Annotated in this window: 7 protein-coding genes; all 7 read right to left on the bottom strand. The window is 61.8% G+C overall.

Annotation, left to right across the window (positions count from 1 at the left end; all coding sequences use genetic code 11):
* Positions 1-241: 241 nt before the first annotated feature.
* Positions 242-1630: a hypothetical protein gene (locus ACHEXL_RS05270; RefSeq protein WP_416560967.1), complete on the bottom strand. Its 1389-nt coding sequence runs from the start codon at positions 1628-1630 to the stop codon at positions 242-244.
* Between the two features lie 36 nt (positions 1631-1666).
* On the bottom strand, positions 1667-2563 hold the full coding sequence (locus tag ACHEXL_RS05265; RefSeq protein WP_416560966.1) for a hypothetical protein: 897 nt from the start codon (positions 2561-2563) through the stop codon (positions 1667-1669).
* Positions 2564-2996: 433 nt separating this feature from the next.
* A complete protein-coding gene (locus ACHEXL_RS05260) occupies positions 2997-3809 on the bottom strand; it encodes a substrate-binding periplasmic protein (RefSeq protein ID WP_416560965.1) in 813 nt (270 codons plus the stop codon).
* Positions 3809-4918: a pentapeptide repeat-containing protein gene (locus tag ACHEXL_RS05255; RefSeq protein ID WP_416560964.1), complete on the bottom strand. Its 1110-nt coding sequence runs from the start codon at positions 4916-4918 to the stop codon at positions 3809-3811. Before ACHEXL_RS05255 ends, ACHEXL_RS05260 begins: the two co-directional genes overlap by 1 nt.
* A gap of 14 nt (positions 4919-4932) precedes the next feature.
* Entirely contained in the window at positions 4933-6882 is a 1950-nt protein-coding gene (locus ACHEXL_RS05250) for a hypothetical protein (protein WP_416560963.1), read from the bottom strand.
* 30 nt (positions 6883-6912) lie between these two features.
* Positions 6913-7656: a DUF4239 domain-containing protein gene (locus ACHEXL_RS05245; protein ID WP_416560962.1), complete on the bottom strand. Its 744-nt coding sequence runs from the start codon at positions 7654-7656 to the stop codon at positions 6913-6915.
* A gap of 60 nt (positions 7657-7716) precedes the next feature.
* A complete protein-coding gene (locus ACHEXL_RS05240; RefSeq protein WP_416560961.1) occupies positions 7717-18009 on the bottom strand; it encodes an autotransporter-associated beta strand repeat-containing protein in 10293 nt (3430 codons plus the stop codon).
* Between the last annotated feature and the right edge of the window lie 6 nt (positions 18010-18015).

Genomic DNA, 18015 nt, shown 5'->3' with positions numbered 1-18015 from the left:
TGGCCTGAAATAAACCCTAGAAGTGTGTGCCACAGCAAGGAGCGCCTGACCCGGGTACGCGACAAATACAGCGTAATGGCGCAGTCCAAGATCAAGCTCGGGCAGCCCCGCTTGCCGCGGCCACGCATAAAAAAGGTGGGTGCCGCAGAGCACCCACCTTGGGCAAGAGGCTCTGGGCACATGACCCCAAACCCCGAGCTTGGCGCCAGCGCCGTTCAAGACGACGCCATCGCCACAGGCTTTAGAAGGCGCCGATCACGCCGGACAGGCTCATGACCAGTCCACCGTCGGGCTTCATCTTCAAAGCACCGCTGCCCGGCAAACCGACCGAAATGCCCGCCTCATAGGCTGGATTCATGACCATTTTGCGCAGGTCCGTGACCGCAGCATTGGCTTTTTCAACCACCCACTTGGGGCCTTTGGAGACGTCTTTGAGGGCTGCAACCAGCTTGCGACGCTCGTTCTTGTCAAAGAACATGTACACCGTATCGGGCATGACCAAGCCCACCGAGCCGCCACCGGAGTAGCTGCCGTAAGGGGTTTCCACAGCCGGCGTGGACATGCTCACGCTCAGCGTCGCCGAAGGCAGTTTGCTGGTGCTCAACTCACCGGGCGCCCACACCACGTCCATCGAGACTTCTGGGGTGGGACGGTTGGCCGAGGTCGCTTCCGCGTTGACGGTGTAGCCAGCCACGAACAGGGGCTTGCCATTGACCAAGTAGGTGCTTTGCACCAGGCTGAAGGTGACCGAGGCGCCCAGAGGGATCTGGCCTGCGGTGGGGCTGGCCACGGTCAAGCCGATGCCCACGCCAGCGCGTCCGGGCTTGGGGCAGATTTGACATCCGTTAGAGATGTCACCAAACAGGTCTTTCATGACCGCCTGGAAGTCCTCGACCTGGTCGTCGCTGGGACGCTTTTGCTCCATGACAGTGCGCATGATGCTCCAGAGTGCGCCAATGTCTTCTTTCTCCAACTTGGCAAAGTTGCCCGACATGGTGCGGCGGAAGGCGTCGAAGGACTTGAGCTCGTTCATCGCGGGCTTCATGGCCTCTTGCGCGAAACCCGCCACATCGGGCATATCCACGTTCAGCTTTTTGAGCTCGGACTCCAACTCATCGCCCACGTTACGGAAGGCCGAGTTGATGTCGTTGCCCACACGCGTCATGCCCGAGGCCGTGGCCTGCAAGGATGACAAGGCCACGCCCTGGGTGGTGCTGGTAACTTGGTTGAATCGGCTGTTGGCAAAGTTCATCGCCTCGTTGGGTGAGATGGGCGATTGCTGACGGGCCAATTCGGCCAAGCGGTTGGCCGCCTCGGTTGCGGCTTTCACGGCCGCTTCCTCCGCAGCTTTGGCCGCTGCCGCTTGCTGCGCAGCGATAGCGGCAGCCTGCTCGGCAGCGCGCTTGGCTGCTTCGGCCTGTTGCTGCGCCGCTTGCTGGGCTTGTTGAGCGGCTTGCTGCACACGACGGGCCTCTTCTTCGGCTTTGTCGCGCGCGCGGTTGAACGCCTCACGCGCCTTGCATCGCACGTCCCAGCGTTTGCAGGCCCAGGCCTCAGAGGTGCTCATCAAAGAAGCCAGCATGACCATGCTGGCGATCAATGCCTTTTTGGATGAAGTAATTTTTTTCATGATGTGTTGTCTTTGCAGGTGAAATGGAGCGCCTGATCAATCGCGGAATTTCGCGAAAATCGCTTGCAACTGCGGGGTATTCGGGAAAAGTTTTTCAATGCGCTGCATTTCGACATCCAGACCCTGGGCCAAATCACCCACTCGGATGTACAAAGCGGCTGCTTCTTTGTTGGCTGGGGTTTCCACGCCAGCACGTTGCACACCTTCAAGGGCCTCTTCAAGCCGGTCCATGTAGTTGCTGATGCGTGTCAGCTCCTGGTCAAGCGCAGCCAGCTGAGGCGGTGGCAAGTCGGCAGGGGTTTTGATCGCCGTCAAGCGCTTGGTCAAGGTGTCCAAGCTTTGCAACAAAGGTGTCACATTACGGGGGGTGAAGTTGGCACCGCGCGCAGGGTTGGGCTTGCGAATGGCGTCCAGTTCGCTGTTGAGCTTGGCGACGTTTTGCTCAGCCGAAGCGGCTTTGGCCTGGGCTTCTTGCGCGGCGCGCAAAGCAGCAACTTGTGCTCGGCGCACTTGAATTTCTTTCTCGCGCGCAGCCCGAACTTCGGGCGTCATTTCGGCCATTTCTTTCTTACGGGCTTCGGCGCGTGCGGCGCGCAAAGCAGCACGCTCCTCCGGTGTTTTGGGCTGCTGGGCACGCAACTCGCGCTTGATCCGGTTGCGCTCAGCCGCCTCTGCGTTGGCTTTTTTCTCGGCGTCTTGCGCCTTGCGAAGAGCGTCCTGAATCACCGCCTGCGTTTGGCTCAGCTGCGGGGACAAAGCAGGCTGTGGTGCTGCACCTGGCTGTGGGGCGACACCCGGTTGCGCCGCCGGCACAGGCTGGCCTGGCACGGGTGCGGTCACAGAGCCACCGGGGGCGGTTTGCGCCAACGCAACAGAGCTGCCCCATCCCATGGAGACAAGCAAGCTTGTGCTGATCAATAGTTTCAAGTTCACGGTCATCTTTGCTCCTTGCAAATCAATCTGAGTCAAGTCCTCCCGCCACAGAAAAGCCCTGAACAAGCTGCCCGGCGAGAGGGTCGAAATACTTTTTTTTGTGCACGCAAACTCCTTCGCTTACCGTGGGTCGCGAGCGACCGACCTGAAGGTTTTGATGGCATGCGGGTTTGGCTCGTTTTTGTCAAAAAAACACCAAAAAAAGCAAATCTGATTAACTGTAGAACCGATTTGAAAAGAGCTTTGTTCCTGGCTGCACTTCCAACACTCCTGCCCGCACTGTGTGAAGCAAGAGGTTCAGCACCCCGTTATTTAGAGGGGCTGTGGCCATGCGCATTGCTCAGCGTGCGGCCATGGCAAAGGCTGCACGCCGCCTAAGCGGCGCGTTACTTCAAGCCTGCTTGTATCTGCATCTGCGGCTGTTGCCGCTGCCTTACTCAGCAATCATGGGCCAGGGCTTGGACAAATCGGTCAAGCCATTTCGCTCCAGCACCTGCGCCCACCGGGGACTGCGCTTGAACTCTGCCAAGGCTTGGTTAAAGGCCTGCAGTTCTTGCTCGCTGAAATCGGTCTTGGAGAAGGCCGCCACAAAAGGCACAGTGCCAACGGCTTTGTCCAGCACCACCAAGCGCTTCATGATGCCCTCACTGCGCAGGGCAAAAATGTCCGAAATGGCCGAAAACAAGATGGCATCAATTTCGTCGAACAACAAGGCGCGCAGCATTTCGCCGTCAGTGGTATAGCGCACCAGCTTCATGCTGGACTTGTTTTCCAGCAAGGGATATCGGTAGCCCTGGCGCGCACCCAAACGTTTGCCCTTGAGGTCGGCCAGACTCTGGAGCGTGAACCCCTTGTCCTTGAGCGCCACCACGATGTTGGACTCGACCACCAGCGGCTCGGACAACCACAAAGTGCTGGTCGTGCGGCCAGAAGGCACAACCACCGTGGCCGCGCTGAGGCTGCCGCTGCGCAGTTCGGTCAGGGCATCACCCGTGGGCATGGTGACGTATTGCGGCACTTTGCCCATGCCTTTGAGCAGCACGTCCATGGTTTCGAGAAACACCCCTTCAGGCCCACTCTTGCCCAAATAGGCGAACATGTTGCCGGGCACGGCAACGCGAAACGCGGGGGCGCCCGGCAGGTTGCTTTGGGCCAGTGCGTTGCCCGCCACGAAGACCAGCAGCCAGGGCAAGGCCATCAGAAAATGTGCTCGGCGGCACCAAGCCATCCATGTGTTGCGGTTCATCAGACAGCCTTTCCTGTGAAGACAAGATCAGGGGCAACGCCCCAAGCCGAAGGCAAGGACGAAGACAGCCCGGGCAATGGGGCACTGGGTGCCGAACTGGGCAAGAAACCAGGTGATGAACCCGGGAAACTCGGTGTCAATCCTGGAGTCAAGCCAGGCGACAAACTGGGCGGAAGACCTGGCGGGCTGAGCGGCAATACGCCCGGCAGTGCGTCAGATGCGGCGCCAGCCGAGGGGGCTGCGGTGGTGGCTGTGTTGGCAGGTTCCGGGGCTGCAGGACAGCTGCCTGTGCTGCCGTCGGGCAACTTGGCTTTGCACAAATTGGCCCCGGTCAAGATGGTGTTGCGCAGCGTGGCCCCCGTGAGGTCGGCACCAGTCAGGTTGGCGCCACTGAAATTGTTGGCCTCCAAAATGGCATTTTGGAACTTCGCATTGGTCAGATCGGCATTGCGAAAATTGACCTGATGCAAATAGGTGGCGACAAAGCTGGCGCCCCTGATGGAAGAGCCCGACAAGTCCGAGTTCTTCAGATCACAACCCTCGAAGTTGGTCCCGTTCAGAGTGCTGCCTTGCAAGTCGGTGTCGCGCACGCGCGAGTTCTCCAAGATCGCGCCACTGAGATCCGCTTGCCGCAAGTTGGCATTGGTCAAACGCGCAGCGGTCAGGTCAGCACGCCGCATCACCGCAGCCACCATGCTCACACCCGCCATTTCGCTGCGATTGAGATTGGCGCCGGACAAGTTGGCCATGTGAAAGTTCGCTCCTCGGAAGGACGATCGGAACATGGTGGCGTTCTCCAGCGTTGCCTTGGACAAGTCGGCACCGTCAAGATCTGACCACTCCATGCGCACTTGCACCAAGTTGCTCGACATCAGGCGGCTGTTTTTCAACACCGACCAAGAGAAGTTGGCGCCGTGCAAAAAAGCACCGGTCACGTCCACGCGCTTGAAATTGCGTACCGACAGGTCCTCATAACGCAGGTCACAAAAGCGGCACTCCAGCGTGTCACTGAACTGGCTGCTGCGCCGCCCGTCGTGCGCATTTTGGGCATGCACCTGAGACAGTCCGGCCAACAGGCTGAAACCCCAAAACAATGCTCGGTTCTTCATAAAGCCTTTCCTTTTCAGTAATGCAGAAAATCGCGCACTTTGCCCAGACGGTCCTTGAGTGAGCGCATGTCGGTCCAGTTCTCCAGCACCACATCGCCCGTGCGGAATTCACGGTAGAGCGAGTTCTCTTGCAGCTGACGAAACACCGAAGCCCAATTCGGGTAAGGCCGGAACCAGTCGGCATAGCGGGCACGCAGACTGGCAAAGGGCCGCTCCTCCTCGCTCAGGCTTTTTTCATACGCCTGGCGGGCTTTTTCTGGCTGGTACACGTACTGCGCAGGTCTAGGCGTGATCAGGATCAGCGTGGACTTTTGGTAATCGCGCGAAGTGCGGTTGGCAAACAAATACTGCACCAAGGGCACGTCTTGCAAAAGTGGCACGCCGTCACGGGTGATCTCGCCTTCTTTCTCGCTCAGGCCGCCCAAAATCAGCGTCTCGCCAGGGCGCATTACCACGCTGGCATCGACCCGACTCTTGGAGGTTTCCACTCGGGCATCAAAACCGCTGAGGTTGTTGTTGGGCGTTTTGATGAAAGTGCGCTGAGCCAGCACTTTCAGGTTGATTTGCCCATCCTCCAAAAACGTGGGCGTGACTTGCAAGGTGGTACCGATGTCCTTGACGATGTTCACAGGGTTGGCATTGACGCCCGAGCTGACCACCACCGCGTTGAGCTCGGCGCCAGAGAAAAATTCTGAAGGCCGACCGGCCGTGGCCACCAAAGTGGGCCGCGCCAAAATCTCGTTGCGGGCGCTGTTGATGTTGAAGATGTTCAGGCTGTAACGCACCGAAGGCACCGAGATCAAGCGTGTGATGCTAGAGGTTTGGGTGGTGTCGCCGGCGGCGCTGCGATCGGTGACCGTGCGCCGCTCGTAAGCCGCCCCTCCCGTGCCGCCAAACTGCAGTTGCAAACCGCGCAGCAAGTTCATGCCTTGTTGGTTGGAGTAGTCCTCTTCGGTGGAGATGATGACCACATCGACCACCACCATCTTGTCCATGCCGGGCGCTCCAGGCAAACCGGGCATACCCGGCATGCCAGGCTGACCGGGCATGCCATAGCCGCCCGGCGCGCCAAAGCCACCGGACAGACCCGGCGAACCAAAACCGCCCGACAGACCGGGCGAGCCAAAGCCCCCCCCGCCAAAGCCACCGGGGCTAGCAGGCGCACCACCAAACTGGGTTTTGAGCATGCCAGGGCTGCTGTGCACGCCCTGCCAATCACCCAACCGCCGCTCCACAAAACTGCGCGTGGCAGACGAAGCCTTGTCCTTGAGCTGGTTGAGGTAAGCCCGTGCTTTTTCAGGCTCACCCACGGCCGCCATGATGACGGAAGCGTTGCGGATTTCCACCTGGGTCTTGACGCCGCCCATGGCTTCCAGCGCGTTGATGGCACCGGCAGCCAGATCCGGGGAGCCCGAACGGTAGGCCGCATAAGCAAAGGCGTTGAGCACGTCTGCGTCATCGGGGCGCAGGTACATGGCCTCGGCCAGCGCCTGTCTGGCCAGCTCGAATTTGGACGTGTCAATGTGCAACAAACCCGACAACAGATGCGCCTGCCAGTTCGACTCGTCAAAGCGAATGGCTTGCTGGTAGCCTTGCGCCGCCAATTCGTAAGAGCTGGCGCCCCCCTCACGCGCTTGCAGGTGGTAGATCAAGCCGTTGACCAGGTGGTAGTAAGAGCGGTCCACACGCAAACGCAGGGCGGCATTGATTTTCTCGGAGGCTTTTTTGAGCTTCTTCTCCTGAATCAATTCGATGGCCTCGCGGGCCAACAAGTCTGACTCGGTCGTGGGTGTGGCCATGGCATCGAGCTTGGCCACATCCTCGGCCGTGCGCTGAATCAGCAAACGCTGCGGGGCCGCGGGCAAGCCCGATGCAGGGCCGTCCGCCGCCAAGGACGTGCCAGGGTATGCACCCGCCAGGCCAGCGAGCAAAGGAAGGAGTTTGAACGCAAAGGGCATGGTCATGCTTGAGGAGTTGTGAAGTGGAATGAAAAATCAGGAGCCGCTGTCCAACTTGCCCATTTGAATCAAGGCATTGCGGATGGGGTCGGCAGAGACCGCGTGTTGTCCGGCAAAAATGCCGGAAGTGGAAATCAGCACCGTCAGCATCAGGCTCACGCCGCAGGTGACCCCACCCACCCAGGTCACCATCTTGCTTAAGGGATTTTGTAGCCAGCCGAAGAACATCAAAAAGAACAAGGCCGTGAAGATGGCGTACCAGTAAAACGTGGGCACTTTGATCACGCTGGCCGAGATCCTGGCCTCGCGAAGGTCGTTGAGCTGGTTGACCGACTGGATGATCTCCGAGCGTGCCACTTGCTGCTCGGCCGTCTGTGGCTCGAGCTGCTTTGAGATGGTAGATATCACGCGCAGGTCTTCGCTGGCGGTGCTTGCTCGCTCGCCCTGTGCAAGTACCGGCCACTCGTCGTTGACCAAGTGCTCGGCATAGGTGCGCAGCACCAAGCGCATGGCGTCGGTGTCGTCGGTGGCAAAGGACTCATAAGCACGGTCCATCTTGAGCATGACGGTGGCCTCGCGCGAGACGATGTCCTCAGCCCCTCGGTAGTCGCCTTGGGCGCGCACCAAGCAAAAAGCCAGCAACAGCAAACTCAGCGAAATAAAGAGCTTGAAGGACTCTTCAGCGCCTCGAGATAAGTTGTCATCGATGTTGATCTTCAAGCGGTGACGCACCAGCAAAGGAATCACGGTGGTCACGCTCAAACCCGAAAATATGAGCATTGCTCCGATTTGCAAATTACTGAAGGTATGGAACCAGGCCAACATAAGGAAAATGTCCAATCAAGGTAAAAGTCGAAGGTTGATCAAGTTCAGAAAGTTGACCGCTTCCATGGTCTCTTCCTGCAAGGTGACGTTTTTAGAATGTCTGACCTTTTGCTTGGTCGAGGAACTGCGCAGCGAAGGGACCGCATCAAAAGATTGCGTCATCTCGCTGGGCGGTGGCAGCATGGCATCGCGCTCGGGCTCGCGCGGCACGATCTTGCTTTCAGCCAACAAGGGGTTTTTGGCCCCCACCGTGTCCACCACAGCGTTGCCGAAGTTCTTGATCGCGGCACTGGGCTGGCTGGGTTGGATCCGAATGGCCGCGGACGAACGGTTCAGGGGGTCAGCACCCAAGCGGCTGGCTTGCATGCGCTCGCGCAAGGCACTGGCCGAGGCAGAGCGAGCGACGGCCGAGACACTGCGCTGAACCTGCGCGCGTGCAGCCGCCACCCGACCGGCGACAGCGGCCGCTCTGGCGGCCGATACGCTTCTGGGCTGGGCCGCACGGCCTGCGGGCGATGCGCCCTTGGTTTTGTCTTTGCCAGACTCTGACGATTTGCCACCGGCGGCTTTGGCCGGACGGCCTGACGCATCGGCTTTGCCGCCACCGGCACTGCTACCACCTGAGGCACCCCCAGAACCGCCGCTGGCACCTCCGTTGCCCGATGAAGCCGAACCTTTGGCCGGTGCTGCACCCGCTGCCGGTGCTGGCGCGCCGGGCGCCGGACTCGCAGGTGGCGCAGCTGCTGGGGCTGCCGGGGCCGGGGCGGCAGCTGCAGGGGCTGCAGCCGGAGCCGCCGCTGCCGGGGCAGCGCCCGGGGCATCCGCAGGTGCGGCGATCGGGGCCGCAGCGGCTGCAGGAGCCGGTGTCGGAGCAGCTGCCGGCGCCTCACCTGCGGCAGGCGCCGGTGCGGAGGCTGCCGCAGGTGCTGGTGCTGCTGGTGCTGCTGGTGCTGCTGGTGCCGTGGCAGGTGCAGGCGCCGGGGTAGGCGCCATGGGTGCTACGGTTAGCGCGGGCGGAGGGGGTGGTGCAGGAGGCATCACCTTGGGCACAGCGGCCAACACACTGCTGACCGATTGCGTGGCCACAGCCACCTGGTTGGCGGTGATACTGGCCGTGGTTTGGGCCGTGGTATCCACCAACACATAGTTCGCCGCGTCTGCGCCACCGAGCGCCAAGGCGCTGATGCTCACTCTCTTGTCCGTGCCCGCCACACTGTCACTGAAACGGCCCACAGCCCCGCTGGCCACCGCCAAGTCATCCGCGAGCAACTTGCCCACAAAGGCCGCCGCCGATGTGTCCAAACTGGCATCGGTCGTGCCGTCAAAACTCTTGTCAGCAGCCGTGATGCCCGTGATCCGTGCGATCGGCGCGGGCGTGATTTGTTGGCTGACCGTTGCCACCACCGGCTGCTCGGCCAGTCGGTAGTCGCCCGCCTGCCCGGCCACCGCGTTGCCCGCTGTGCCGTCTTTGAGCCCCACGCCGCCGCCACTGACCTCGCCCAGCACCGCCGTGCCGCTGGCGCTGATCTGGCGCACGCCTGCGTGCGCGTTGTCAAAGGCCAAGGCCATGCCGCTGACGTCCAGCGCCACCACGTCGCCATGCAAGGCCCCGCTGGTGCTGCCCGACAGGCTGGAGCCCGTCGCTTCTAGCAAGCCGTCGTAAATCTTGTCCGCACCATTGATGCGGGCTGAGGCCAACAACCGTGCGGGCGTGATTTGTTGGCTGACCGGTGCCACCACCGGCTGCTCGGCCAGGCGGTAGTCGCCCGCCTGCCCGGCCACCGCGTTGCCCGCTGTGCCGTCTTTGAGCCCCACGCCGCCGCCACTGACCGCGCCCAGCACCGCCGTGCCGCTGGCGCTGATCTGGCGCACGCCTGCGTGCGCGTTGTCAAAGGCCAAGGCCATGCCGCTGACCTCCAGCGCCACCACGTCGCCATGCAAGGCCCCGCTGGTGCTGCCCGACAGGCTGGAGCCCGTCGCTTCTAGCAACCCGTCGTAAGTCTTGTCCGCACCATTGATGCGAGCTGAGGCCGTAACCTGTCTGGCGGTGATGGTGACTGGGGCCTGGGTCGCGCCCAACGTTGGCAGCTTGTAATTGAGGGCCAGACCGCCCGAGCCATCGCTGGCGTCGGCCAAGGTCAGGGCAGCGATGAATTTGGAGCTTGTGTTCACATGCGCATCGCTGCTGCGCGCCTGGCTATAGGTCAGGGTTTCACTGCCCACCCCGGTCTGGATGCTCACCGTATCTGGGCCGAGTGCTAACAAGCCGTCATAAACCTTGTTGGCCGAAAGGACGACCTCCTTGGGCCTGATTTCACCCACCTGGCCACTGGCCGTGCTGCTGGCCAAGCTGTAGCCGTAGACAGGCAAGCTGTTCTTGTTGGCCGACAGCAAGGACACACCGGACAAGCTCACAGTTTTTTGGCTGCCAACGTCCTTGGCCGTCGGGCCCGTGCCAGCCGAACTGTACAGGGCCTCGCTCGGGGTCTGGAGCAACACTTGATCGCCATCCAACATGCCAGCCACCTGCACCTGGCTGGCCAAGACCGTGGCCAGGGTGCTGCCGTCGTACTCGCGAACGACCGCGCCATTCAGGCCCAAGGACAAGACAGGTGCCAGGCTGTAAAACAGCCCATGGCCAGTGCCCAGCGGCGTGGTGTTGCCGTGGCTGGCGTTGTACTGTTTGAAGGCCGCCACCAACCCTCCGGTCACATCGCCGATGCTGGTATCAAACGGGTCGGCGTTGGTGCTCCAGAGCTGCCAGAGATGGTTGCCCGTGGTCGCAAGGGCCCCGGAACCGGCCTGGTTGACAAAGCGGTTGGCCACCAAGGTGATGTCGCCAGCGCTGGCACTGATTTGCTGGCCAGGGGCGATGGTGAGCGTGCCCGATGATTTCAACAGCACGTCGCCCGTGGCCGTGCTGGACAAGGGGGTTTGAATGTTCAGGTCGCCCGCGAAAACCGAAATCGGTCCTGCCACATTCACCGTGCCCGTCAAGTTCAGGCCCGCCGTGTTGCCGCCCTTGCCGATGACCAAGCCTGACAGGCCTTGGATGGGCGTTGTGAATGTGGTGGACGGGGCGCTGAAACTGTCGGCGACCGGCTCCAAAACCAAACGCCCTGCACCGCTGATGCCACTGGTGCCCAGCTGCAGCAGGTTGTTTCGGATCACCAGCTGACCGTCCGACACGATGGTGGCCCCGTTGTACGTGGCGGCACCGCGCAGGGTGAGCGTGCCTGCGCCCAGCTTGTTCAAGCTGCCGCCGCTGCTGCCCAGGTTGGCGCTCAGGCTGATGTCTTGGCCGTTGGTGTCCAGACGGTAGGCCTGACCTGATGTGGTGCCAAAACGAGCCGAGTAGTCGGTGGTGTTGGTCGCGCTAAAGCGCAGCGTGCCACCCCCAAAGCCGATGGTGCCGCTGCTGCCCAAGGCCGTCGCTGAGCCAAGGGCCACAGTGCCTGCATTGAGCTGAGTGCCGCCCGTGTAGCTGTTGGCTCCGCTCAAGTTGAGCACGCCGGCACCCGACTTGCTCAATATGCCGGGGCCGCTGATGTTGCCGCTCAAGGTCATGAAAGAGCCCACATTCACGATGGAAGTGGCGTTCAGTCGGACGTTGCCAAGCCAGCTTTCACCAAAGCCGTTGGTGCCTTTCAAGGTGCCACCACTCAGCACCAAATCGTTGGCCAGACTGCTCCGGTCGGTCCACAAGGTGGCACCACCGCCCACCGTGATGGCGCCGCTTCCAAAAGCCGTGCGCGCTAGGCTGGCGGCACCGCCAAAGAGCGTGCCAGCGGATACCGTGGTGCCGCCGCTGTACGTGTTGCCGCCGCCCAGCACCAGGGTGCCGCTGCCCGACTTGCGAAGCCTGCCCGTGCCCTGCATCACCCCCGCATAGTTCACCGTCACCGATGGGTCGATGTTGAAGGTGCCGCCACTGCTGCCCAGTGCAATGCCCCGGTTGCTGGCCAAGGTGGTGTCGGCTGTCACTTGCAGTGTTCCACCGTTGAGCGTCAGAGCGTCTGAGCTGGCAGACTCTGAGCCGAGATTGGTGTTCTGAGATATTTTCAAGGTCCCCGCGTTCACGCTGACGCCACCTGCGAACGTGTTGCTGTTGAGCAAGCTCAGCGTGCCCGCGCCCGTCTTGGTCAAAGCCCCTGTGCCACTGACAACCCCCGAGATGGCGCCGACTCCGCTTTCATTGACCGTCAAGGTGTTGCCGACCAGATCCACCGCTGCCAGGCTCATGCCGGAACCACTCAGGGTGCTGTTGGCACTCACCGTCATGGCGCCTCGGTAGGTCTGTGCGCTGCTGGTGCTCACGTTCGCCCCCAGGCTGCTGGTACCCGTCACCGTCAGACTGCTCAGCCCCGCATAGGCTGCGCCGGTCTGCAGATGACCGTCAATCGTCAAGGCATGACCTCCCCCATCCAATGTGCCGGAGGTCTTGATCAAAGTGCCTGTCAGCGTGCGGGGGCCACCGCTCAAAGTGAGCGGTGCGCCATACGTCTGCAAACCGGTCGACGACACATTGCTGCCCAGCTTGATGGCTGATTGCGTTTGCGCTGACAAATCGCCATCAAATGAGACGTCGCCCGTGGTTTGAACCAACCACCTTCCCGTGTTCTGAACTGTCGCACCGGAACCAATCACAAACCGGTTGGCGCTGGCAGCACGGTTCAAGTCAAACGCAAACCGGAACCAAACAAGGTCGTGGTTATTGGGGTCCGAAGACCAAATCCATTGCCCGGCGGTGTTGTCCAGCTTGTTGCCCCACGGTGCAGCGTTGTAAGGCTGGACATACCCGTTGCTGGACCAATTGCCATCGTTGAAACCAATGGCATTCCAGCTTGGATTGGAGGTCGGGTTCGTTATGGTCCATTTCCAGGTGCCATCGGAGCCGAGTACCGTGCCGTCCTTCAGCTTGATCTCTGCCTGCATGGATGCGATGCCCCCTGCGTCATAGGCAGCCACGGCCAACACGTTGGTGCCGTTCACGGCAGAAGCGGGCAAGGTGTACTTTTGTGGAGAACCCCAATTGCTGCCAGACCCCAACAAGCTGCCATTGAGGTAAGCCGTGTACCCATTGTCGGCCGTGACTTGGATGTGGTCCAAGTCCATGGCGGGCTGGCCAATTTGAATGTCGTAATGGCCAGATCCGGTTTGCAAACCCGCTGCCGAAACGTCCCCCAACACGAACATGGAGCCGGTCTGGTTGGCGGTCCCCAAGCCAAGAATGCCCACATCCGAGAGCGCCGCATTCAAAGTCGTGGTGGCCGATCCGCTGTTGAATGTCAGGTTGGCGCCGTGACCTGTAACCGTGGTCAAGGCGCTGCTACCCACCGTGATGGCACCGCTGCTCGTGGTCATGGAACGCGTGCCACTGCCACCCAGCGTGACATGGTCTGCCACGGTGATGGCCCCTTCACCCGTGGTGATGTTGCCGCCCGTCCATGTCAAAGGCTTGGAAAACGTGAAACCCGCATTTGTGGAAGCCACCGCACTCAAGTCATGCGCCACAGTGGTGCCACCGGCAGCGACAAACGTCACCGGATCTTTGAAGGTTGTAATCCCTTGTGTCTGGACACCGCCTGTTCCGGTGGTGTGACCCAGAGTGATCGATGTGAATCCATCACCCAGACGACCGAGCTCTGCCGCATCGATGTTCAACCCTGTCTCAACTGGCGTGCTGGCCCCCAAATACATCGGACGTGACAGCGTGGCCGGACGCAGCGTCAACCCACCCGTCCCGGCCAAGCTGCTGCCCCAATCGATTTCATCGCCCGTCAAGACTCGGTCACTGCTGCCCAGTGTGACGGACCCGATGTAAGACTGCGCACCATGGGTGGTCACATTGGCCGCCAAATCACTGGTGGTCGACACCGACAGGGAAGCTGCTGAGGAGATCTCTGCATTCAGGTCCAAAGCACCGGTGATGGTCACGGCACCCAGTCCCTGAATTCCCCCCACTACACCATCCAACCGCACTTCACTCGTTCCGACGCTCAGGCTCAGCGCCCGACTCTGAAGGGCCTCGCTGTTGAGTGTGTTGCCAAATGTGATCGGGCTGTTTGCCGTATTCAAGCTGCGATCGCCACCACTCAAAGTCACTGGGCCGGTGTAGGCCTGTGCACCGGTGGTGGTGATGTTCGCGCCCAAGTTGCTGGAGCCCGTCACGCTCAAACTGTCCAATGGCATTGACCCACCCACGGCCCCACCCAGGTCTGCATGACCGCTGATCGTCAGGTCATAGGCACCATCCAGCGTCGAACCCGTCTTGACCGTACTGCCTGACAAGTTCGTTGCCGCGGCCAGCGTCACAGCGCCAGAGTAAGTCTGCGTCCCGCTGGTCGTCACGCTGTGGGCCAAGGTTGACGCACCGCTGACCGTCAGACTTGACGAGCCCGCCGAGCGCATGATGCTGCTGCCCGAGGCCATGTTCAGGCTGGCCACGGTTTGCGTGGCTTGCAGATCCCACACCGAGGTGCCGTTCAACACGACATCCGTACTGCTGCTGAGCACGCCTGTCAACTTCAAAGTACCCGCCGACACTGTGGTGTCACCGGTGTAGCTGTTAACGCCGCTCAGGGTCAGCGTACCGCCGGGTGCATGGACCGACAACGCGCCGGCACCGCTGATGGAGCCGGTCAGCGAGAGGTCTACCGAATTCAGCGCCAAGGTGCCATCATTGGTGAAGGTGTGCACGGTGTAACCCTCTGCCGAGCCAGTGCCAGCGACCACGCCGCCGCCTGTGCCAGCAGCAGCGCCCTTGTAGCGTGCCACCACGATGCCTGCCGCACCTGTGCCCGCTGGCGCGCCTTGAGGCTCAGCGCCGCCACCGCCCGAGCCGGTGTTGGCCACCGCGTTGTTGCCCGCTGTGGCGTTGCCGGTTGCACCTGCACCGCCTACACCCGAGCCACCCACGCCACCCGGGGTGTTCTCCGTTGGCGTGTTGGCGCCACCGCCGCCGCCGCCAGCGTAGAACTTGACTTCGCCGGTAATTTCCGAGGCCTTGCCCAAACCACCGGCGCCGCCGCTGCCAAAGCCATCGTCGGCCACCGTGGCGTTGCCTCCCGGGCCGCCGGCACCGCCGCCGCCTGCACCCGCGCCATAGGCATTGCGGTTGGACACGCCACCACTGAAGCCTTGACCGTCGATGCCCGAGGCCTGCGCTACCAAAGCTCCGTCGTAACCGCCACCGCCGCCGGAGGCCCCGTTTTGACCTGAACTGTTACCGCCACCACCGCCACCGCCGCCACTGGCAGTTAGACCGAAGGCGACAGACGCCGCGCCACTGCCGCCGGGCGAAACACCGCCCGCCCCTACGCTGACCGCGTAGCTGGTGCCCGTCAAGGCGGTGGTGCCTGTCAGGAAACCGCCCGCGCCACCGCCACCGCTGTTGCCTGCACCTCCGCCACCCACCACCAAATAGTCGACATCGCTGTCCAACACCAAAGAAGCTGTGCCATTGAGCACCATGGCGTTGTCCAGCTTCGTGACGGCACGCCCGATCTTCAAAGCGGCTGTCCCAAGGGTCAACGTCCCTGTTCCGACTGCGGTGTTGGTGTACAGGCCCAGCGTGCCGCTGCTCAGCAGCGTGCCACCGGTGTACGTGTTGGCCCCCATCAAAGACAACTCACCGGTGCCAGCCTTGATGAGCGACAAGGGCGAAGCACCGTCGCTGATCACGCCTTGCACCATGCCCACGCCCTCATGCTGCAAGGTGAGTGCACCTGCCCCTTGTACGGCTTTGGCACGCAAACTGCCTGCAGACTGCAGCGTCAAGGCGGCCATGGCGCTCAGGCCTGCCTTGAAATGAAGGGCAGGACTCTCAGCCGTCACAGAAGCCGCTCGGGACAAACCGATTTCGCTGACCTGCACAAGGTTTCCGGGGCTGCGGATGGTGTTGAACACCAAGCGGTAGTAACGGTAAGGCGTGTTGTTGGCAAACACGAGCGAGGCGTCGGTGTAGGCCGCATAGCGGTTGGAAGGGGGCGCCAGATTGCCACTGGCCAACTCGACCTCATTGGGCAGACCACCGGGATTACCCGAGTACCCGCTGACGAAAGCGGTGTTGGAGCCGTAGAGCGTGTAACGGGTGGGGTCACGTTCGGCGGCATCATTGGCCGTCGTCAAACTCACCTGATTGACCACCCTGGCCGCCCCCAGGTCCACGAGCGCATCAGAGCCCTCACCTTTTGTATTGAGGTACTTGGTATCGTTTCTTCCATCAAAGGCGTATTGAACAGCCTCACTGCCCGGCGATGAGCCATCAGAGATGGCAAAGCTGCTGGAAGCCAGGCCAGCAGCCCAGTTGCCAGAAGCAGGCACCACACCCAATGCTTTGAGCGTGACAGCGGCATTCGTCACCACATCATCGTTGTAGGTTTGTGGGCCCGTGGTCGTGACGTTGGCCCCCAGTAGTGTGCGACCGCCCGCGTCGGTACCCAGGCTGGCCAAGGGCGTGCTGCCCCCGACAGCGGCGTTGAAAGCCACATCGCCCTGGCTTTTGACCGACAAGGCATGCCCACCATCTACCGGACCTGCAAAACTGAGTGCGCCCGTGCCAGTGGTACCCACGGTGGTATCGGCGGCCAAGTTCACGGCGCCACTGGCCGTGGCGGCGCTGGCACTGCTGTTAATTAATGCACCTGCCGCGTCCATGCCCGAACCGCTCAAATTGAGGGCATTGGCCAGACTCTGCCCCGCCAAGTCCAGTGTGGCACCACTGGCCACCGTCACGCTCGCCGTGCCCAAAGGGCCTGAAGTGACAGCGCCGCTGGACGATGCACCCACTTGCAGCGCACCGGCACTCACCGTGGTGCCACCTGAATAACTGCTGGTGCCCGACAAAGTCAAGGCGCCCGCACCTGACTTGGTAAGCGTGGCGCCGGTGCCACTGATGGCTCCGCTGTACTGGCTGTTGCCGCCTTGGTTGACCGTGACGGTCTGCTGGCTGCCGCCCAAGATCACGGCGCCGCTGCCGCTCAATCCGCCGGCAGCGGCGTTGATGGCCAGATGACCGCTGGTGGCGCTGAGGTCGGCGTTCAAGTTGACGCTGCCTTGCGCATCCAAGGTGAGTGTGGTGGCCGCACTCCAGCTGACCGCCTCCTGCACGTTGACGTTGCCAGCCGTTCCGGTGGTGCCGCTGGTGTTCAAGATGGTGACGTTGCCAGTCTGCAAATTGGCGCCGAGTTGGGCGCCTGAAATGTTGCCATCGCTGGCAATGTTGAAGTCCACCGGGTCAATCAGCCAGGTCCCATGCTGGCCTTGTGCCGCCAAAGTGCTGACTTTGGCGCTGGGTGCCACAAAAACCTGCGCGGCCGAGGTTTCGACGAAGCCCCCCTTACCGCCCTGCGGCGCCGACGCATCGAGTTGACCCGCCACCTGCACCGTGCCCAGCGCCATGTCACCGAGCAAAACAATGCGGCCTTCACGCTCTTGCAAGGTGTGTGCACGCACCACCCCTTCGTTGTTGACCACACCCGAGAGCAAAGCATTGGCCCCCTTGGCCGTGAGCAACACATTGCCGCCATCGGCTCGAACAAAACCTTTGTTTTCGACCAGGGCGTTGACCGCACCTTGTTCCACATTGACTTTGAGCAGCCCTGAGCCAGCGACCTGGAGGCTGAGCTTTTGCCCAGCGGCCATGAGCACGTTGCCACCATCAGCTTGCAAGCTGCCGCTGTTGCTCACGCGGGGTGCCAGCAACGCTATCAGGCCCCCATCGGCCTGCACCTGGCCTTGGTTGCGCACAGCACCCGAGTCCGAATGGCCAGTAAAACGCCAACGGCCAGCCAGAAAATCATCGCTGGCCAAATCGAGTGAACTGGCCACCAGGCCCGCCACGTTGACCTGGGCGCCACGGCCGAACACGATGCCCGAGGGGTTGACCAAAAACACCTGGCCATTGGCCGACAGTTGGCCCTCGATCTGCGTGGCCACACCACTTTGCACACGGTTGAGCGCAACGCTGCTGGCACCGGGCTGTTCAAAGCGCACGCTCGCGTCACGGCCAATGTCAAAACTGCTCCAGTTCAGCACCGCCTTGTCGCTGGCTTGCCTGACCACCAAGGCGGCCGCCGTGCGCTCCAGCTGCACCGAGCCTGCAGCCAGCTGCGCTGAGCCGGGCAGCTGCGTGGGTGATAAATTTTGCGCCTGCGCAGCCCAGGCCAACATGCCGAGCAGGCAAGCCCCGGCCAGACCGCGGGCCTCGCGCCGACCCCGGCCCTTGCCGCGGCCAGCCGCCGTCTCAGGCACTGCCACGAGGCTTGCGCTGAGATCGCTCCAGACCAGTCGGTAGGCGTGGTTCATGAGGGC

The organism is Limnohabitans sp. YIMB22184, assembly GCF_048020265.1.
Classification (GTDB): Bacteria; Pseudomonadota; Gammaproteobacteria; order Burkholderiales; family Burkholderiaceae_C; genus Limnohabitans_A.
This window is presented reverse-complemented; position numbering and strand designations above follow the sequence as displayed.